The following is an 18,830-nucleotide window of genomic DNA, read 5'->3' as shown; positions in this document are numbered from 1 at the left end:
GCCGTGTTCGCCGCCGGGGCCCTAAAACCCGCCCCCCACGGGGCCCCCCCGGTGGCGCCGGGGGGCCTGGGGGCCCCCCCCCCCCCCCCCCGGGGGGCCCCCCCGCCCCGGGGGTCGTCGGGGGGGCCCGGCCCGGGGGGGTGGTCCCCGCCCCCGGCCCCCCCCCCGACCGGGCAATCCTCACACTCCCGAGTTCGTATACAGAGGAACGCATTCCGGACTTGGTAGAGCGTCGTCGAGCCCACGCACGCCGAGGAAGGAGGCGATCCTTGTATAGTCGGCGCTGCGATCGGTTCGCCGCATGTCGTCGTGAGGAGCCCCGAAGACCTCATGTGCGCGCCGAAGCACCCGATGCCGACAGGTATCGGGTGTGAGAGGGAACCCGGTGGGAATCCGGGACTGTCCCGCAGCGGTATGCAGGAACGACCGCCGTCACCAAGCACTGGACCACCAGGTCCGGGAAGCGACGGCCACTAGGTCCATCCCGACGGAATCGGGAATGGGTGCCTGCGAGTCCGAAGACCTGCCGATCGTGTCGGGCACGCCGTGCCCGACGGTATGCCGCCTCGTGGAATGGGCGCGCGCCGATCGGCAACACCTCGACCACAGGTCGAGAACACGGGGCTCGTATCGGGATGCGCGTTCATCGGGCGGTAGACCACCCAGCGACGAACACCGGAGAAAACCTGATGTCTGCTCCGACAGCATCCTCATTCACCGCCACCGTGCTCGGCTCCGCACGCATCGGACCGAACCGCGAACTGAAGAAGGCCACCGAAGCCTACTGGGCCGGGCGCCTCGACCGCAGTGGCCTGGAATCGGTTGCCGCACAACTGCGCGCCGACACGTGGTCACGTCAACACACAGCCGGGCTGGACTCGATCCCGGTCGGAACGTTCTCGTTCTACGACCACGTCCTCGACACAGCAGTCATGCTCGGGGCGTTGCCTGCCCGGGTCGCGGATATCGCCGACGACCTCGACCGCTATTTCGCCGCAGCACGCGGCACCGACGATATCGCCCCACTCGAGATGACCAAGTGGTTCGACACCAACTACCACTACCTCGTCCCCGAGATCGGACCCGACACCGTCTTCGAACTCGATGCCACAAAGATTCTGGGTGAGATCGCGCAGGCACGCGAGCTCGGTGTGCCCGCTCGCCCCGTCGTCCTGGGTCCACTGACCTTCCTGCTGCTGTCGAAGCCCGTCGACGGGCAAGGACCGCTGCTCGGCCGCGTCGACGAGCTCGTTCCCCTCTATCTGGACCTGTTGGCGCAGCTCGCCGACACCGGGGTCGACTGGGTACAGCTCGACGAACCGGCGTTGGTCCGCGACCTCGACTCACCTGCCCTCGATGCGATCGGACGGGTGTACAACGCCCTGGTGCAGGCACCGAAGCGGCCGTCGATTCTCGTCGCGTCGTACTTCGGCAGCCTCGGGCCGGCGCTCGAGCGGCTCGCACGCACCGGAGTCGAAGGTCTCGCCGTCGACCTGGTAGCCGGTAGCACCACCGGAATCGCAGGCCTGCCCGAGCTCGCCGACAAGCTCATCGTCGCCGGCGTCGTCGACGGCCGCAACGTCTGGCGCACCGACCTCGAACAGGCCTTGTCGACGCTGGCCACCCTGCTCGGTTCCGCCGCCGCCGTTGCGGTGTCGTCGTCGTGCTCACTGTTGCACGTGCCGTACACGATCGATGCCGAACCGGATCTCGACGCATCGCTGCGCACGTGGTTGGCCTTCGGCAGCGAGAAGGTCTCGGAGATCGTCACTCTCGCCACCGCTCTGCGTACGGGATGCGACGCCGTCACCGACGAACTCGCCGCTGCCCGTACCGCCGCGCAGATGCGGGCCTCGGATCCGCGTCTACGCAACGATCGGGTGCGAGGTGTCCTTGCCTCGATCTGCACCGACCGCACCCGCACCCCTGCCGATCGACGGCGCGAGATCCAGCGCCGCCAGCTCGATCTGCCACTGTTGCCGACGACCACGATCGGCTCGTACCCACAGACGGCCCGCATCCGCGTGGCCCGTGCAGCGTTGCGCACGGGCGAGATCGACCACGGCGAGTACGTGCGTCGGATGCGCGACGAGATCGCCGACGTGGTTGCGCTGCAGGAGAAGCTGGGACTCGATGTGCTGGTGCACGGCGAGCCCGAACGCAACGACATGGTGCAGTACTTCGCCGAGCAGCTCGACGGGTTCTTCGCCACCACCAACGGTTGGGTGCAGTCCTACGGCACGCGGTGTGTGCGGCCGCCGATCCTCTACGGTGACGTCGCACGCCGCGCACCGATGACCGTCGAGTGGATCGTCCACGCCCAGTCTCTCACGGACAAGCCGGTCAAAGGCATGCTCACGGGCCCTGTCACGATCCTGGCGTGGTCGTTCGTCCGCGACGATCAGCCGCTCGCCGAGACCGCCGACCAGATCGCGCTCGCGATCCGCGACGAGACGGTGGACCTGCAGGCCGCCGGGGTGCGCATCATCCAGGTCGACGAGCCTGCGCTTCGTGAACTCCTGCCGCTGCGCGCGTCGGAACAACCCGACTACCTGAAGTGGGCGGTCGGTGCGTTCCGGTTGGCGACATCCGGTGTCGCCGACTCCACGCAGATCCACACCCACCTGTGCTATTCGGAGTTCGGAGAGGTGATCGAGGCGATCGCCGAACTCGACGCCGACGTCACGTCCATCGAAGCGGCCCGCTCGCGCATGGAGGTCCTCGACGATCTCGACGCCGCGGGATTCGACCTCGGCGTGGGCCCCGGCGTGTACGACATCCATTCGCCGCGGGTCCCGAGCGAGGACGAGATCACAGCACTGTTGCGCAAGGCTCTGCAGGCGGTGCCCGCCGAGCGACTGTGGGTCAACCCGGACTGCGGGCTCAAGACCCGCGGCACGACGGAGGTCACGGCCTCACTGGCGAATCTCGTCGCCGCTGCCGCCACCGTGCGCGCCGAACTGAACCGATAACTACCGCACTACGAAGAAGGTCGTCGACAATGTCCACCCCTCGCATTCGCACCACCCATGCGGGAAGTCTCCCGCGCACCGCTGCCCTCGTCGAAGCCAACCGAGCACGACGAGAAGCGGCAGACGGCTTTCGCCTCGATACCTCCGAGGAGTTCGCACAGTTGCTCGGCAACGAGGTGACCGCGCTGGTTCGGCGCCAGGTCGACCTCGGCATCTGCATTCCCGGCGACGGCGAGTACGGCAAGGCCATGTCCTCGACCGTCGATTACGGTGCCTGGTGGTCGTACTCGTTCCAGCGCCTGTCCGGTCTCCAGTTGACCGACGGAGGACCGTTCGGCAGTACACCGATCCGGTCGACACCCGGCAACGTGCGTCTGACCACCTTCCCCGACCGGCGCGACTGGACGCTGTTCGCTGAGGCCTACGGCGATCCCGACAGCGGGGTGTCGATCGGGAAGGAGGCACCCCTCTTCCCTACTGCGACCGGACCGGTCACCTATATCGGCCACGACGCCATCGCGTCGGACATCGCGAATCTGAAGTCCGCGCTGGCGGCCGCAGGGGTCGAGAACGGTTTCATGACTTCCTTGTCACCGGGTAGCGCCTCGCGGATCGGCAACGAGCACTACGCAACCGAGGAAGAATTCATCTGGGCATGCGCGGATGCCATGCGCGAGGAGTACGAAGCGATCATCGACGCCGGTCTGATCCTGCAGATCGACGACCCGTCCATCGCCGAGAACTGGGACCAGATCAACCCCGAGCCGACGGTCGAGGACTACCTGGCTTTCACCCGCATCCGGGTGGAAGCGCTGAACTACGCCCTGCGGGGTCTGCCCCAGGACCGGATCCGCTTCCATCTGTGCTGGGGCAGTTGGCACGGCCCGCACACCACCGATCTCGAGTTCGAGTACCTCGTCGAAACCATGCTCGACATCGACGCCGGGTCCTACTCGTTCGAGGCCGCCAACGTCCGTCACGAACACGAGTGGCGGGTGTGGGAGGACGTGAAGCTTCCCGACGGGAAGCAGATCGTGCCCGGCGTCATCAGCCACGCGACGAACGTCGTCGAACATCCCGAACTCGTGGCCGACCGCATCGAACGTTTCGCGAATCTCGTCGGTGCGGAGAATGTGGTCGCCTCCACCGACTGCGGACTCGGCGGACGCATTCATCCTCAGATCGCGTGGGCCAAGCTCGAATCCCTGGTCCGAGGCGCGGAGTTGGCGACGAAGCGCATCGCATGACATGACCGCAAACGATTGGGCCCGCAGCGTTGAACGCTGCGGGCCCGATCGGAAGCATCCCGGGGTCGGGAGACGGTGACGGAAATATCCCGGGATGCAGTTCGAGCGGGTGTCAGGCCACGGTCGACCTCTGCGGCACCCCCGTGTATTCGCTCAGCGGACGGATGAGGGCGTTGGACTCACCTTGCTCGATGATGTGTGCAGTCCACCCGGTGATACGGCTCATGACGAAGATCGGGGTGAACACCTCGATGTCGAAGCCCATCAGGTGGTAGGCCGGCCCGGTGGGGAAGTCCGGATTCGGCTCGATGCCGGTGGCCTCGGCCATGGTCTTCTCGCGGATGTCGTACATCTGCACCCACTATCCGGTTCCGTGTCGAGCACAACCTCGAAGGACGGCTTGTTGTCGGACAGACGCGGAACCTTCGCGTTCTCGTCGGCGAGATTCTCCCGAACGGGATCGGTCCAGGTCGCGGTGCCGACCACGCGGTCGGCGAGACCGAGCGACCGCAGGATCTCGGTGGATCCCTGATTCAGGGACACCGCCCGCTGTGGTGGCGCGTCGATGGTGAGCGTCCTGCCGCAGTTCTCGATGGTGAGCGGGTAGACCGATGCCGCGGTGTCCTGTTCGACTGTCCCGGATGTGTCGTCACTCGACGAGCAACCGGAGACGGCCAACGCCGCCGCTAGCAGTGCGCCGGCTGCGCGCAGCGCCGAATTCCGCCCTTGCGGGCGGTCGATATCGAATTGTTCATGTCCATCCTCGTGGGTCCTGCTTCGGCGGCGCAGGTGTCCTGGCTCCCGGATCGACGCTCGCCCCGGCCTTCCAACCCCTGTGGGCCGTGACCGTGCTATTGGGGGATCACTCCTCGGTGACAGTTGCGGGACAGCCACGGATTCGCACCGTTGTTCCCTACGTCGCTACGAACAGTGCAAGACCCGGCGTCGGTCCCGGAACCGCGCAACCGGGCGCCCTCCACCCACCGACACCGGATGAGGCACCATGTCCGAATGGCATCCCGCCGAAGAACCCTCGTCGTCGTATCCGCCGTGCTCGTGGTGCTGGTCGTCGTCGCCGTCGCGATCTTCCAGCTTTCGAACTCCCGCACCTTCCAGCTGTTCGGGGCACTCGTCCATAGGGTGGAGACACCCGAGAAGGTGGTCGCGCTGACCCTCGACGACGGCCCGAGCGTCCTCACCCCGCAGGTCCTGCAGACCCTCGAGGACGCCGACGTCCCCGCCACCTTCTACGTCACCGGCTCGGAACTCGAACAACGACCGGAGCTGGGCCGGGCCATCGTCGAGGCCGGGCACGAACTCGGTAATCACACCGCGACGCACCGCAGGATGATGCTCGTCGGCAGCGGCACGGTGGCCGAGGAGATCGAGCGCACCGACGCCGCGATTCGCGAGACCGGGTTCGACGGGGAGATCACCTTCCGCCCGCCCTACGGCAAGAAGCTCGTCGCGCTCCCCCGCTATCTCGACCAGCACGACCGGACCACCGTGATGTGGGACGTCGAACCGGATTCCGATGCGTCCGACACCGAGACGATCGTGCAGACCGCACTCGACGAGACCCGTCCCGGCTCGATCATCCTGCTGCACGTCATGTACCCCTCCCGGACAGCGTCGCTGGAGGCGATTCCCGGGATCGTCGACGGCCTGCGCGCCGAGGGCTACCGGTTCGTGACGGTGTCGGAACTGCTCGACATGCAGACCTCGTGAACTCCGGGGCGCGAAATGGTCATCGATGCGCGCTGTTACGCGCTCCGATGACCATTTCGCGCTCTGATTCTCAGGTGAACGGGACTCCGCCGGTGACGGCGATGGTCTCCCCGGTGATGTAGCTCGACTCCTGGGAGGCGAGGAAGACGTAGGCCGGGGCGAGTTCGGCGGGCTGGCCGGGGTAGGCGATCTCCGGTTGTTCCTCGAGCGGTGGGACGGGATGCTGCTCTCCCGGGTGCTGCATGCGGTACTGGTCCTGGTCCGGCATTCTCGCCCTCCCTCGATCGGGTTCGTAAGGGGCGATACCCGGTGCACCACGGCGCCACACCGGCACCGCTCCGGACGCATGTGTCGGAGCATAATCGCAGGTGGACGACATGAGCGAGGTCACATCGGTGTACGGCGCATAATGGCCACCCATGTGTCGGAACGGAGAGGTCGAGGCATGAGCGCGGACGGTACGAGCGCGGACCTGTCGGCCTATCGGAACGACTTCGCCCGGATCGAGAAGAAGGTCGCCGGGGAGTTCGACGCCGGTCGCCGCGGACGGGTCCTGGCGATCTGCGTCGTCGTCCTGACGGTGTGCATGGTGCTTCCGCAGACGTCGTCGGCGTGGTCGTGGACGGTCTTCGGTAGTTGGTTCGGCGACACCGCACCCGTGGCGGTGCCGCTGCGGATCTTCGCGGCCCTGGCCCTCGTGTTCGGGGTGGTGATCTCGACGCTGGCGTTGTGGCTGCGACGATGGAAGCTGGCGTCGCTCGCGATGCTCGGCTCGGGGCTGTCGTCGTTCTTCGGGCTGTTGGCGTACTGGTCGCAGGCGGGAATGATCACGAACGCTCCGCATCACCCGACCGTGGCGTTGGTCGCCGAATGGCTGGTGATGATCGTGATGACCTCGCAGTGGTTGCCGATCGTGCTGAGCCGGTCGCCGACGGACGTCCCGCCCCGGCCGCATCCGCTGCGGACCGGTCGCCCGTAGGTCAGCGCTCGACGAGCGAGCCCATCTTCTTCGCCAGGAACTCGATGCTGCGACGCGGCATCAGCCTGGCGAGCAGGTCGAGCATCGTCGCGTCCTTGCCGATGCACACCCGGAAGGTGCCCTTCTCGATCGCGTCGACGATCCTGCGGGCTGCCTCGGCGGACGAGGTGATCTTGACGGAGGCGTCAGTGCTGCGTCCCGGGATGGCGGCACCGGAGTTCTCGGCGATGCCGGTGCGGACGGCGCCTGGGAACACCAGCGTCACCGCGACCTTCGTCATGCGCAGTTCGGCGTACAGACCTTCGGTGAGCAGTTTGACCGCCGCCTTGCTCGCGCCGTAGACGGACTGGCCCGGCACGGGCACGAAGGCTCCCATGCTCGAGACATTGAGCAGGCTCGCTTCGGGCCGGGTGAGCAGTGCGGGCAGGAACGCCTTGCACATGTGCACGACACCCCAGTAGTTGACGTCGAGGACCTTGTTCATCTCGTCGTACGGCAGCTCCGCGAACGGGACGAACTTCTGGATGATGCCGGCGACGTTGGCGACGCCGTCGACCCGTCCGTGCGCAGTGGTCACCTCGGTCACCAGCGCTTCGACGGCGGCGCGGTCGGAGACGTCGACCGTGTGGGTGGTGAGACGGTCGACATAGGCGTCCGCCAGAGCACGGGTGCCGTCGAGAGCCTCGGTGCGGAAGTCGATCGCCGCGACCCGCGCGCCACGCACGAGGAGTTCGAGGACGACATCGCGTCCGATCCCGTTGCCTCCACCGGTGACGACGAAAACCCTGTCACGGATCTGCATGCTGCCTCCTTGTGTCGTTGGGTCCAGTCAATCCGGTCCGGAGCACCGACGCCACCCCGAAGTGTGCGCGTGCACGTCTGCGGGTATCCGTCCGGACACGAGTCGGCCCAGCGTACGGAGGTAGAAGTGACGACGTCGAAGAAGAAGGACGACGAGGTGCGCAAGGACCCGCCGGGGCCGGTCGATCACGGTCGCAACGGCGGCATGGCAACGCGGGAGAACGCTCCCGAGGTGGTCGAGCGCTCGGACGACGACGAGAAGTGATCTCGTTCAGGACGATGTGAAAGGCCACGAGGCCACCGATCGGGCCGATATGTTGGGCATATGCAGTTCGCCGGACCGGCCGAACAGTACAACCGTTTCATGGGCCGTTACGCAGCGACGCTCGCGCCCGCCTTGGCGGACGCGAGCGAGGTGAGGGCCGGGCATCGGGTCTGCGACGTGGGCTGCGGGCCGGGTGGGCTGACCCGTGAACTGGTCGGCCGGGTCGGCGCAGCGAACGTCGCGGCGATCGACCCGGCTCCCCAGTTCGCAGCGGCGTGCCGGCAGATAGCACCGGAGATCGACGTTCGCGTCGGGGTGGCCGAGAATCTGCCGTGGCCGGACGGAACGTTCGACGTCACCCTGGCGTCGCTGGTCCTCGGATTCATGAACGATCCCGAACTGGGCGTGCGCGAGATGGTGCGGGTGACCCGCCCGGGCGGCACCGTCGCCGCATGCATGTGGGACACCACGGCCGGCGGGATGACGATGCTCCGCATCTTCTGGGCCGCGGTGGGAACGGTCGAGCCCGGGTCTCCGGGTGAGACGAGGTTGGCCGGTACCACCGAGGGCGATATCGCCGAGCGGTTCCGCCGTGCCGGTCTGGACGACGTGATCGGTGGTGCCCTGTCCGCACGCGCGGACTACGCCGATTTCTACGACTTCTGGGAGCCCTTCACGTTCGGCGTAGGACCGGCCGGGCGGCACCTGGTGTCGATGCCCGAAAGGCACCGCGCTGCAGTACGTGACGCCTGTCGTGATGCTCTTCCGTCGGGACCGTTCTCGCTCGACGCCCGCGCCTGGTACGCGCGGGGAACGGTTCCGGGCGACCCGAACTCATCCTCGTCGCAGTAGATAGGTGTCCATCACCCAGCCTCGGGCCCCCTTGGCCCGGGCACGAGCCTCCCGGATCGCCGGGAGCACCTCGGCGAGCGGGCCGGCGACGAGTTCTTCGTCGTCGGTCCCCAGATTCGCACCCCACCAGATGTTCCAGGCCCCGTCGAGGTCGGCGCAGGCGAGGCCGCCGTCGAGCATCACCACGATGTTCGACGCACCCGCTGCAACGTCCTGCACCAGCCTGCGACCGGTCGTGACGGTGATCGGCCCACCGATGGTGTTGAGCACGAGACGATGTCGGGCCGCGAGCAGTTGCACACTGCTGACACCGGGAACGACGTCGTAGTCGAACCGCACCCTCCCACGATCGAGGATGCGTTCGACGACGCGGATCGTGCTGTCGTACAGGCTCGGATCGCCCCAGACCAGGAAGCCGACCGTCTCGTCCTCCCGAACCTGTTCGAGCAGAACGGTCTCGTACGCCTCGGCGCGGGCGGCGTGCCAGTCGCGTACCTCGTCGCCGTAGTGCGCCGGGTTACGGTCCCGGGGCGGGTCGGGCACCACGATCACCCGATGCGCACCGGAGGTGTGGCGGCGCAAGACCTCCTCGCGGACCGCCACGAGATCGTCCACGCCCCGCTTCTTGTCGGGCACGAGGAAGACGTCGACGCTCTCGAGCGCGTGCACTGCCGCAACCGTGAGATCGTCCGGGCCCCCGGGGCCGATCCCAATGAGCCGAACCCTCACCCCCGATCCTCGAGATCGCCCTCGACGTCGAGATAGGCCTGCTGCAGTCTGTTCATCGTCTCGGGATCCGGTTCGGCCCACAGTCCGCGATCGGCCGCCTCGGTGAGCCGTTCGACGATCCCGCGCAACGCCCACGGATTCGCCTCGCGGAGGAACTGCTGGTTCTCGGGGTCGAGCGCGTAGTTCTGTGCGAGCGACTCGTACATCCAGTCCTCGACCACACCGGCAGTGGCGTCGTAGCCGAACAGGTAGTCGACGGTCGCGGCGAGTTCGAACGCACCCTTGTAACCGTGCCGGCGCATCGCACCGATCCACCGCGGGTTGACGACCCGGGCGCGGAAGACCCGTGCGGTCTCCTCCGCCAGTGATCGGGTGCGCACCGCATCGGGGGTGGTGGAGTCGCCGATGTACGCCTTCGGGTCGGTGCCCGTCAGCGCCCGCACCGTTGCGACCATGCCGCCGTGATACTGGAAGTAGTCGTCGGAGTCGGCGATGTCGTGTTCGCGGGTGTCGGTGTTCTTCGCCGCCACCGCGATCCGTCGGTAGTTCGCACGCATGTCGTCGGCGGCCGGAACACCGTGCAGCCCACGCCCGTAGGCGAAGCCACCCCAGGCGGTGTAGACCTCGGCGAGATCGGCGTCGGTGCGCCAATTGCCGGAGTCGATGAGTTGCAGGATGCCGGCCCCGTACGAGCCGGGCTTCGATCCGAAGATGCGCCGCACCGCACGGTCGGCGTCGCCGTGTTCGGCTTCGTCCCGCCGAGCGTGGGCTCGCACGTAGTTCTGCTCGTCGGGTTCGTCGAGGGCGGCGACCATGCGGATCGCGTCGTCGAGCATCCCGATGACGTGCGGGAACGCATCACGGAAGAAACCGGAGATGCGGACCGTGACGTCGATGCGGGGCCGGCCGAGTTCCTCGAGCGGGATCACGGTCAGTTCGCGCACCCGACGCGACTCGGCGTCCCATTCCGGCCGCACACCGATGAGTGCGAGCACTTCGGCGATGTCGTCGCCGGCGGTGCGCATCGCCGAGGTCCCCCACACCGACAGGCCGACCGACTGCGGGTACTCCCCCGTATCGGCGAGATACCGCTCGATCAGATTGTCCGCCAACGCGACACCGGTGTCGTATGCGAGGCGGCTCGGGACGGCCTTCGGGTCGACGGTGTAGAAGTTGCGCCCGGTCGGCAGCACGTTGACCAGTCCACGCAAGGGTGAACCGGACGGGCCGGCCGGGACGTACCCGCCGTCGAGCGCGTGGAGCACGGCGTCGAGCTCGGCAGTCGTGCCCGCGAGCCGGGGAACCACTTCGTCGGCAGCGAAGGTGAGCACCCGCGCGACCTCGGAATCGGTATGGCCGAGAACGGATTCGACAACGCGCGCGGCCGACCCGGTGTTCCAGTCGTCGTCCTCCATGGCCTGCACGAGCGCCCGTGCGATGTTCTCGATTCCGTCGACCTCGGTCAGCGGGGCGTCGGGCTTCAGTCCCAGCGCGGTGCGCAATCCAGGGACGGCGTTACTCTTGCCACCCCATATCTGGGCGGCACGCAGGATCGACAGCACCAGATTCACCCGTGCCTCCCCGACCGGTGCGGCACCGAGAACGTGCAGGCCGTCGCGGATCTGCGCGTCCTTGACCTCGCACAACCATCCATCGACGTGCAGCAGGAAGTCGTCGAACTCGGCGTCGTGCGGGCGGTCGTCGAGCCCGAGATCGTGATCGAGTTTCGCCGCCTGGATCAGCGTCCAGATCTGCGCGCGGATCGCGGGCAGTTTCGCCGGGTCCATCGCGGCGATGTTGGAGTACTCGTCGAGCAGTTGCTCCAAACGAGCGATGTCGCCGTACGATTCGGCGCGCGCCATCGGCGGGATCAGGTGATCGACGATGATCGCATGGGCACGGCGCTTGGCCTGCGCACCTTCACCCGGATCGTTGACGAGGAACGGATAGATCAGCGGCAGATTGCCGATGGCCGCGTCGGTCGCGCACGCCGCGGACAGGCCCGCGTTCTTCCCGGGCAACCATTCCATCGAACCGTGTTTGCCCAGGTGAACCACGGCATCGGCACCGAAGCCGTGCTCGACCCACTTGTACGCGGCGAGGTAATGATGCGACGGCGCCATGTCGGGATCGTGGTAGATCGCCACCGGGTTCTCGCCGAAACCGCGCGGCGGCTGGATCATCAGCACCACGTTGCCGGCCTGCAGGGTCGCCAGCACGATTGCCTGGTCGTCACCGCTGCCGTCGACGAACAGCGACCCGGGGGCCGGCCCCCACGTCTCGGCGATGGCGTCGGTGAGCTCGGCCGGAAGATCGCCGGTCCACGCGAGATAGTCGGACGTGGTCACGCGCACCGGGTTTCCGGCCAGCTGGTCGGCGGTGAGCCATTCCTCGTCCTGTCCACCGGCATCGATCAGGGCGTGGATGAGGGTGTTGCCGGCCTCGGTGTCGTCCTCGAGGTCCATGCCGGGAAATCCGTCGCCGAGGTCGTATCCGGCATCGCGTAGAGCGCGCAGCATGTGGATCGCCGACACCGGGGTGTCGAGACCGACGGCATTGCCGACCCGGGAATGTTTGGTCGGGTAGGCGGACAGCATGATGGCTATCCGGCGCTGCGGCGGCGGTACGTGTCGCAGTCGTGCGTGCGCCACCGCGATACCGGCGACGCGACGGCACCGTTCCGGGTCGGTGACGTAGCGGGGCAGTCCGTCGGCGTCGAGTTCCTTGAACGAGAACGGCACCGTGATGATGCGGCCGTCGAACTCGGGGACCGCGATCTGCGTGGCCGAATCCAGCGGCGACACACCGTCGTCCGACTCCGCCCAATCCTCGCGACTCCAGGTCAGGCACAGGGCCTGCAGGATCGGGATGTCGAGCGCGGCGAGCGCCCCGACGTCCCATGCCTCGTCCTCACCGCCGGCACTCACCGTGGCGGGTTTGGTTCCACCGGCTGCCAGCACCGTCACGACGAGCGCGTCGAGGGTACCGAGTTCGGCGAGGAGATCGGTGGGTGCTCCGCGCAGCGACGCGCAGTGGATCACGACGCCGCGGGCCCTGCCGGTCGCGTCGATCGCGTCGGCGAGATCGTGCGCGAACTGCACGTTTCCGCTGGTGTGGTGGGCCCGGTAGAACAGCACACCGACGCGTGGCAGCCGGTCGTCGGCCGGCCCCTCAGGCCGGTCGAGCACACCCCACTCGGGCAATTCGACGGGCGGATCGAAGCCTTCACCGCCGAGCAGCACGGTGTCGGTGAGGAAGGCATGGAGCTGCGCGAGGTTGGCGGGACCGCCGTACGCGAGATAGCGGTGCGCCTCGGCAGCGATGCCGATCGGCACCGTCGAATGCCCCATGAGCTCGGCGTCCGGGGTCTGTTCACCACCGAGAACGACGACCGGGACGCCGGCCGCGAGCACGACGTCGAGCCCGTTGCGCCAACTGCGCGCGGACCCCAGGATCCGCACGACGACCAGGTCCGATCCGCTGAGCAGACCGGGCAGTTCGGTGGACACGTCAAGGCGGGACGGGTTACCCAGCGCCCACTCGACATCGCTCGACCGAGCCGACAGCAGGTCGGTGTCGGACGTCGACAACAAAGTCAGGCGCGTCACGACGCAACCCGAAAACACAGGCGTACAGCCATGTTCAGTCTCCAAAACCCTCGTGGACCTCACGTGCCGTGGCCGGTCTCCTGGCTGACGGGTCACCGCTGCTGCGCCGACCTTCCCGGATGAGATCCAGTGGCCTCCACACCGGCGGACCGGTACGGACGAGGGCGAGCAACTATCCGCTCACAGTGGCGAGGGCCGCGCCGGTTTCCCACCGGCTTCCCGAGCACCACGGCAAGCCGAGAGTAGCGCACCCGGCCGGAAAGGTGTGCAACCATGTGCGTCTGTGGATGCTCTGCCACCCCCTTTCCCTCCCGATCGGTGCCCCGGAATCCTTCGCCCACATGTCGCGGCGGACGGCGCACTGGTGCGGCTGCGCGTGCCCGGAGGGCAGGTGCCCGACGGGGCGCTCCGAGCACTGTCGGACACGTCGATCGCCTACGCCGACGGCGACGTCCACCTGACGTCGCGAGGGAACCTGCAGCTCAGAGGCATCGAACTCGACGACTGCGGTGCCGTCCCCGCGGGACTGGCCGACGCCGTCACGGCGGCCGGGCTGCTGCCCTCGGCGAGCCACGAACGGGTGCGGAACATCGTCGCGTCGCCGCTGTCGGGACTCGCCGGAGGACTCACCGACGTCCGGCCCCTCGTCCGCGAACTCGACGCCGGACTGTGCGCCGATCCGGTCCTCGCCGACCTGCCCGGCCGGTTCCTGTTCGGCCTCGACGACGGCCGCGGCGACGTGGTGACGCTGCGGTGCGATCTCACCGCGGTCGCGCTCGATGGCGGGACCGCGCGGATCGTCGTGGGTGGACTCGACGGGCCGACGGTGCGGCTCACCCAGGTTCCCGAGATGCTCCTGCGCCAGGCCCGCCGGTTCGTCGAGATTCGCGAGTCGGTGTGGCACGTGCGTCAACTCCCGCGTGCGGGAGCGGAACTCGGTGGCACCGATCCCGCTCCGCGGCCACCGGCCTTCACGATGCCGTACGGCGTACTCGGCGATGCGGTGTCGGTGCTGGTCCCCCTGGGAATCCTCACCCCCGCCATGGTTGCTGCGCTGCCCGATCGAGGTGTGGTCGTCACGCCCTGGCGCGGCCTGATACTCCCGTCCGGGTCGGATCTCGTCGCGCTTCGCGAGACCGGCTTCGAGACGGCCCCGGATTCGGCGTGGCAGCGGGTGACGGCGTGCACGGGAGCGCCCGGGTGTAGCCTCGCCGAAGGTGACACCCGAGCGCTGGCTCGCCGGATCGTCGCCGGAAATACCACCGATTCCCGAATTCACGTCGCCGGATGCGAACGCGTCTGCGGCGCACCGCACTCGCCTCACCGCATCGTTCTTGCCAGGAGCACCCCGTGACCCTTCGACCTCCCCCGCGTCGGTACGACTACGTCACCGACGGCGCCGACATCTACGTCCGCTCGTTCGCGACGATCCGCAGCGAATCGGATCTGTCCGCGATTCCTGCGAGTGCGGAGAAGGTCGCGGTCCGGATGATCCATGCAAGCGGACAGACCGATCTGGCACGGGACCTCGTCATCCATCCCGATCTTGTTCCGGCCGCGCGCACTGCACTGAACTCAGGTGCTCCGATCCTCACGGATGCGAACATGGTGGCCTCCGGGGTCACCCGTACGCGCCTGCCCGCCGGCAACGACGTGATGTGTCTGCTCGCCGACCCGCGTGTCCCCGAACTCGCCGAACGTTGGGGCACGACCCGCTCCGCGGCGGCGGTGTCACTGTGGGCCGACCGCCTCGAGGGGGCTGTCGTTGCGATCGGCAATGCCCCGACCGCCCTGTTCCACCTGCTCGAGATGCTCGACGACGGCGCCCCGCGACCGGCGGCGATCGTCGGTGTTCCCGTCGGCTTCATCGGCGCCGCGGAGTCGAAGGAAGCGCTGCTCGACCATCGGCTGCAGATCCCCCATCTGGTGGTCCGGGGACGCCGCGGCGGGTCGGCGATGGCGTCGTCCGCGATCAATGCACTTGCGCAGGAGAAGGAATGAGCGAGATGGTGTCAGGCAGGTTCTACGGTGTGGGTCTCGGCCCCGGCGATCCCGAACTCATCACACGCAAGGCTGCGCGGCTGATCGCCGAAGCGGACGTCCTCGCGTACTACTCCGGTACGCACGGCCGCTCCATCGCCCGATCGATCGCCGCCGATCTGATCCCTGACGGCGTGATCGAGGAACTGCTGGTGTACCCGGTGACGACGGGCACCATCGATCACCCGGGCGGCTACGACGGTGCGATCGCCGATTTCTACGACGAGTCCGCCGCCCGGTTGGCCGTCCACCTCGACGCGGGACGCACTGTCGTCGTGCTCTGCGAGGGCGACCCTCTGTTCTACGGCTCGTACATGTACCTGCACGACCGCCTCGCTCCGCGATATCCGACGGAGGTGGTGCCAGGGGTGACCTCGGTGTCCGCCGCCTCTGCTGCAGCCGCCGAACCGATGGTGCGGCGCACCGACGTCCTCACCATCCTGCCCGGCACACTGCCCGCCCCGGAGCTCGCACGGCGACTCGCCGACACCGACGGTGCGGCGATCATGAAGCTGGGCAGGACGTTTCCCTCCGTCCGGGAGGCTCTCGCCCAGTCCGGGCGCCTCGACGGTGCCGTCTATGTCGAACGCGCGTCGATGGATCGGCAACGCATCCTTCCGGTCGCCGAGGTCGACGCCGACGCGGTGCCGTACTTCTCGGTGATCCTCACCGCCGGTGATCGCTCTCCGACGAATCGGTCGGTCGCCGACCGATCGCGGCCGTCCGTCGCGGTCGAGGCGACACATCCGGACGCGAACGAACTGCTCGTCGTCGGGTTGGGCCCGGCGGACAAGAAGTGGCTGACCCCCGAGGCCGCCGACGCACTCGCACAGGTCGATCACGTCGTCGGATACGGACCGTATGTCGATCGCGTCCCGGTACGTCCCGGCCTGCACCGTCATTCCAGCGGCAACACCGTCGAGGTGGACCGCGCGCGATTCGCTCTCGACCTCGCCCTGGCGGGTGAGAAGGTCGCCGTTGTCTCCGGCGGTGATGCCGGGGTGTTCGGCATGGCGTCGGCGGTGTTCGAGGCCGCGCAGGACGAGACATACGCGTCGGTGCCGATCCGCGTCCTGCCCGGGGTCTCCGCAGTGCAGGCGGTCGCGGCGCGTGCCGGCGCCCCGATCGGCGGCGACTTCGCGGTGATGAGCCTGTCGGATCGACTCAAGCCGTGGGACGTGATCGAGAAGCGGTTGGCTGCGGTATCCGAGGCCGATCTCGTCCTGGGCATCTACAATCCGGCCTCGCGGTCTCGGACGACGCAGGTCGCGGACGCGAAAACGGTACTGCTGAAGCATCGTCCGGCCGACACCGTCGTCGTGATCGGGCGCGATGTGGGACGGTCCGGCGAGTCGCTCGAGGTCACGACGCTCGAGAAGCTCGATCCGGCGAGCATCGACATGAAGTGCCTGCTCATCGTCGGCGCTGCGGGGACCTTCGTGATGCCTTCGGGTGCGGTGTGGACGAAACGGTCGGTCGACGGTCGCCATTCGGGATCCTCGACAACCGTTTGACTGCGGTGTTCACCCGCGGGTTGTCAACAGGTTCGCGCGGTGAACCGGGGTTCGCCACTGTTGCAACCGGGGCGAACCCCGGTTCGGCGCGCGAGGATGGAGCTATCCGAGACCGGCGCGCTCGCGGGAAGGGTCGTAGAGGTGTGAACAGGCCACATCCGGGCGTTCACGCACGCCGAGAGCGTGTCCGACGACGATCACCGCGGTGTGCTTCAGTCCCGCCGCCTCGACACCGTCGGCGATGTCGGCGAGGGTGCCGCGCAGCACGACCTGGTTCGGTCGCGACGCGAACGCGACCACCGCGACGGGGCAATCGGCGCCGTATTCGGCAGTGAGTTCTTCGGCAAGGACGCGGATGCGGGTGATCGCCAGGTGCAGGACGAGACTCGCCCGGATTCCTGCGACCCGCGCCAGAGCCTCGCTGTCGGGCATCGCCGTCGATCGGGCCTGCGTGCGGGTCAGCACGACCGTCTGCACGAGTTCGGGGACCGTCAGCTCGGTACCGAGTGCCGCCGCGGCCGCGGCGTAGGCGGGCACACCGGGTGTGACGTCCCACGGCACGCCCGCGGCGTCGAGCCGTCGCGTCTGCTCGGTGAGCGCCGAGTACAGCGACGGGTCGCCGGAGCACAGCCGCACGGCGTCGAGGCCGCGCCGGTGCGCGTCGACGAGATGCGCGGTGATCTCGTCGAGGTCCAGGTGTTGCGTGTCGACCAGTTCGGCGTCGTCACGGCAGTGCGAGAGGGTGTCGGCATCGAGATAGGTACCGGCGTACAGCACGACCGGGACCTCGCGCAGCAGATTCACCGCTCGCAGCGTGAGCAGGTCGGCCGCTCCGGGTCCGGATCCTACGAAATGGACGGTCATCGTTCGCCTTTCACTGCGCTCCATTGCACGACCGGTCGCTGCGCACGCCAGCCGGTGAATGTTCCTATGGGATCTGCGTGTTCGACGGACAGACGGGTGAGTTCACCGCCGTGCGTCTTCCACCACTGCACCAGGACGGCCTCGGTCTCCAGCGTCACCGCGTGCGCGACGAGCCGACCGCCGGGAGACAATGTGTCCCAACACGTGTCGAGCACACCCTCGCGACTTCCTCCTCCGCCGACGAAGATCGCGTCGGGCACCGGGAGTCCGACGAGCGCGGCAGGTGCAGCACCTCGGACGATGCGCACGATCGACGGCACACCCAACGCGGCGGCATTGCGTTCGATCGCGCCGGCGCGCCGTTCGTCCTTCTCGATCGCGAGAGTACGACAGCGCGGATCGGTTCGCGCCCATTCGATTCCGACGGACCCAGCTCCCGCACCGACGTCCCACAGCAACTCGCCCGGTCGCGGTGCGAGTGCGCACACCGCCGCGAGGCGTACGGTCCGCTTGCTGAGCTGCCCGTCGTGCTCGAACAGGGAGTCGTCGAGACCGGGCAGCACCGACAACCCGGCGGGGCCGTCGACCTCGACGCACATCAGACTCAGAGACCGGACGCCCGTATCGGTCAGATGGGCCGCCTTCGCATCGATCCGGGACTCGTCCGCAGCACCGAGATGCGACAACACCGCGACCCGTGAGTTCCCGAATCCGGCGGCCTCCAGGAGCGTCGCAACATCCGCGACACGTGCACCGTCGACGAGGACGACGAGTTTGCGTCCGCGCGTCAGAACTCTGCGCAGAGCATCGATCTCGCGACCCACGACGGTGATCGTCTCGCACTCCTCCGCGGACCAGCCCATGCGTGCACGGGCAAGTGCCACCGACGAGATCGCCGGGATCACCTCCACGGCGTCGCCTCCGAGGCGTCGGATCAGCGTGGTGCCGATCCCGGAGACCAGCGGATCACCGGATGCGAGCGCGACGACGTCCTTGCCGGCGTGCCGGTCGAGGAGGTCGTCGAGCCCGGACAGGAGCGGCGACGGCCACTCCTCGCGCACCGCTGTGCCGGCGGGAACCAGGTCGAGGTGGCGCCGGCCGCCGAGCAGGACCTCGGCCGCGAGAATCCGCTCCCGGACGGTGGACGGCACACCGGACCATCCGTCCGCCCCGATTCCGACAACGGTGATGCCTGTCGTCTGTCGTATCGGTCCCATGGCGGTGAACCATA

Annotated in this window: 14 protein-coding genes, 3 pseudogenes and 3 riboswitches; of the genes and pseudogenes, 9 read left to right on the top strand and 8 right to left on the bottom strand. The window is 67.9% G+C overall.

Annotation, left to right across the window (positions count from 1 at the left end; translation table 11 throughout):
• Window positions 1–327 precede the first annotated feature (327 nt).
• Window positions 328–545: riboswitch (cobalamin riboswitch) on the top strand.
• Window positions 546–689: 144 nt separating this feature from the next.
• Both metE and A5767_RS06285 read left to right on the top strand, forming a co-directional pair.
• Window positions 690–2,972, top strand: a complete 2,283-nt coding sequence (metE, locus tag A5767_RS06290; protein ID WP_064851933.1) for a 5-methyltetrahydropteroyltriglutamate--homocysteine S-methyltransferase — start codon at window positions 690–692, stop codon at window positions 2,970–2,972.
• 29 nt (window positions 2,973–3,001) lie between these two features.
• A complete protein-coding gene (locus tag A5767_RS06285) occupies window positions 3,002–4,219 on the top strand; it encodes a cobalamin-independent methionine synthase II family protein (RefSeq protein ID WP_064851932.1) in 1,218 nt (405 codons plus the stop codon).
• A gap of 112 nt (window positions 4,220–4,331) precedes the next feature.
• Here A5767_RS06285 and A5767_RS23025 read toward each other — a convergent pair.
• Window positions 4,332–4,580, bottom strand: a pseudogene (locus A5767_RS23025) (citrate/2-methylcitrate synthase); the annotation flags it as partial.
• Between the two features lie 2 nt (window positions 4,581–4,582).
• Window positions 4,583–4,930: pseudogene (locus A5767_RS23020) on the bottom strand (ABC transporter substrate-binding protein); the annotation flags it as partial.
• Between the two features lie 56 nt (window positions 4,931–4,986).
• Window positions 4,987–5,167, bottom strand: a riboswitch (cobalamin riboswitch).
• A gap of 63 nt (window positions 5,168–5,230) precedes the next feature.
• Here A5767_RS23020 and A5767_RS06275 point away from each other — a divergent pair.
• A complete protein-coding gene (locus tag A5767_RS06275; protein ID WP_064851930.1) occupies window positions 5,231–5,947 on the top strand; it encodes a polysaccharide deacetylase family protein in 717 nt (238 codons plus the stop codon).
• A gap of 70 nt (window positions 5,948–6,017) precedes the next feature.
• Here A5767_RS06275 and A5767_RS23315 read toward each other — a convergent pair.
• A pseudogene (locus tag A5767_RS23315) lies at window positions 6,018–6,128 on the bottom strand (SDR family oxidoreductase); the annotation flags it as partial.
• A 264-nt stretch (window positions 6,129–6,392) separates the two neighbouring features.
• Here A5767_RS23315 and A5767_RS06265 point away from each other — a divergent pair.
• Window positions 6,393–6,926: an Rv2732c family membrane protein gene (locus A5767_RS06265; protein ID WP_064851929.1), complete on the top strand. Its 534-nt coding sequence runs from the start codon at window positions 6,393–6,395 to the stop codon at window positions 6,924–6,926.
• A 1-nt stretch (window position 6,927) separates the two neighbouring features.
• On the opposite strand, the gene A5767_RS06260 is transcribed toward A5767_RS06265, so the two are convergent.
• Complete coding sequence (locus A5767_RS06260) at window positions 6,928–7,728, bottom strand: SDR family NAD(P)-dependent oxidoreductase (protein ID WP_006552962.1); 801 nt, start codon at window positions 7,726–7,728, stop codon at window positions 6,928–6,930.
• Window positions 7,729–7,854: 126 nt separating this feature from the next.
• Here A5767_RS06260 and A5767_RS23310 point away from each other — a divergent pair, with 126 nt between their 5' ends.
• Window positions 7,855–7,992, top strand: coding sequence for a hypothetical protein (locus A5767_RS23310; protein WP_016691526.1), 138 nt, complete (start codon window positions 7,855–7,857; stop codon window positions 7,990–7,992).
• Window positions 7,993–8,052: 60 nt separating this feature from the next.
• Window positions 8,053–8,844: a class I SAM-dependent methyltransferase gene (locus tag A5767_RS06250; RefSeq protein ID WP_064851927.1), complete on the top strand. Its 792-nt coding sequence runs from the start codon at window positions 8,053–8,055 to the stop codon at window positions 8,842–8,844.
• On the opposite strand, the gene cobF is transcribed toward A5767_RS06250, so the two are convergent.
• Window positions 8,827–9,573: a precorrin-6A synthase (deacetylating) gene (cobF, locus tag A5767_RS06245; RefSeq protein ID WP_064851926.1), complete on the bottom strand. Its 747-nt coding sequence runs from the start codon at window positions 9,571–9,573 to the stop codon at window positions 8,827–8,829. The genes A5767_RS06250 and cobF overlap by 18 nt on opposite strands.
• Complete coding sequence (cobN, locus tag A5767_RS06240) at window positions 9,570–13,181, bottom strand: cobaltochelatase subunit CobN (protein ID WP_064851925.1); 3,612 nt, start codon at window positions 13,179–13,181, stop codon at window positions 9,570–9,572. Before cobN ends, cobF begins: the two co-directional genes overlap by 4 nt.
• A 53-nt stretch (window positions 13,182–13,234) precedes the next feature.
• Window positions 13,235–13,427: riboswitch (cobalamin riboswitch) on the bottom strand.
• 19 nt (window positions 13,428–13,446) lie between these two features.
• On the opposite strand from cobN, the gene A5767_RS06235 reads away from it, so the two are divergent.
• The 3 genes from A5767_RS06235 to A5767_RS06225 are packed head-to-tail and all read left to right on the top strand — an operon-like array spanning window position 13,447 to window position 16,735.
• Window positions 13,447–14,535, top strand: a complete 1,089-nt coding sequence (locus A5767_RS06235) for a cobalamin biosynthesis protein CobG (protein WP_082937618.1) — start codon at window positions 13,447–13,449, stop codon at window positions 14,533–14,535.
• A complete protein-coding gene (locus tag A5767_RS06230) occupies window positions 14,532–15,182 on the top strand; it encodes a precorrin-8X methylmutase (RefSeq protein WP_064851924.1) in 651 nt (216 codons plus the stop codon). The genes A5767_RS06235 and A5767_RS06230 overlap by 4 nt, the downstream gene beginning before the upstream one ends.
• Window positions 15,179–16,735 carry a precorrin-2 C(20)-methyltransferase gene (locus tag A5767_RS06225; RefSeq protein WP_064851923.1) on the top strand — a complete coding sequence of 519 codons (1,557 nt, stop codon included), beginning with the start codon at window positions 15,179–15,181 and terminating at the stop codon, window positions 16,733–16,735. The genes A5767_RS06230 and A5767_RS06225 overlap by 4 nt, the downstream gene beginning before the upstream one ends.
• Before the next feature lie 102 nt (window positions 16,736–16,837).
• Here the strand turns inward: A5767_RS06225 and A5767_RS06220 are convergent, their stop codons facing one another.
• Entirely contained in the window at window positions 16,838–17,599 is a 762-nt protein-coding gene (locus A5767_RS06220) for a cobalt-precorrin-4/precorrin-4 C(11)-methyltransferase (protein ID WP_006552970.1), read from the bottom strand.
• On the bottom strand, window positions 17,596–18,816 hold the full coding sequence (locus A5767_RS06215; protein ID WP_064851922.1) for a bifunctional cobalt-precorrin-7 (C(5))-methyltransferase/cobalt-precorrin-6B (C(15))-methyltransferase: 1,221 nt from the start codon (window positions 18,814–18,816) through the stop codon (window positions 17,596–17,598). Before A5767_RS06215 ends, A5767_RS06220 begins: the two co-directional genes overlap by 4 nt.
• Window positions 18,817–18,830 lie beyond the last annotated feature (14 nt).

The sequence above is a fragment of the Rhodococcus sp. 852002-51564_SCH6189132-a genome (assembly GCF_001665495.1).
GTDB classification, from domain to species: domain Bacteria; phylum Actinomycetota; class Actinomycetes; order Mycobacteriales; family Mycobacteriaceae; genus Rhodococcus; species Rhodococcus pyridinivorans.
This window is presented reverse-complemented; position numbering and strand designations above follow the sequence as displayed.

Coding starts and splice junctions, on each gene's coding strand:
- A5767_RS06260 (WP_006552962.1), bottom strand. CDS start 7,728: ATGCAGATCCGTGACAGGGTTTTCGTCGTCACCGGTGGAGGCAACGGG.
- A5767_RS06220 (WP_006552970.1), bottom strand. CDS start 17,599: ATGACCGTCCATTTCGTAGGATCCGGACCCGGAGCGGCCGACCTGCTC.
- A5767_RS06225 (WP_064851923.1), top strand. CDS start 15,179: ATGAGCGAGATGGTGTCAGGCAGGTTCTACGGTGTGGGTCTCGGCCCC.
- A5767_RS06215 (WP_064851922.1), bottom strand. CDS start 18,816: ATGGGACCGATACGACAGACGACAGGCATCACCGTTGTCGGAATCGGG.
- A5767_RS06285 (WP_064851932.1), top strand. CDS start 3,002: ATGTCCACCCCTCGCATTCGCACCACCCATGCGGGAAGTCTCCCGCGC.
- A5767_RS06275 (WP_064851930.1), top strand. CDS start 5,231: ATGGCATCCCGCCGAAGAACCCTCGTCGTCGTATCCGCCGTGCTCGTG.
- metE (WP_064851933.1), top strand. CDS start 690: ATGTCTGCTCCGACAGCATCCTCATTCACCGCCACCGTGCTCGGCTCC.
- A5767_RS06265 (WP_064851929.1), top strand. CDS start 6,393: ATGAGCGCGGACGGTACGAGCGCGGACCTGTCGGCCTATCGGAACGAC.
- A5767_RS06250 (WP_064851927.1), top strand. CDS start 8,053: ATGCAGTTCGCCGGACCGGCCGAACAGTACAACCGTTTCATGGGCCGT.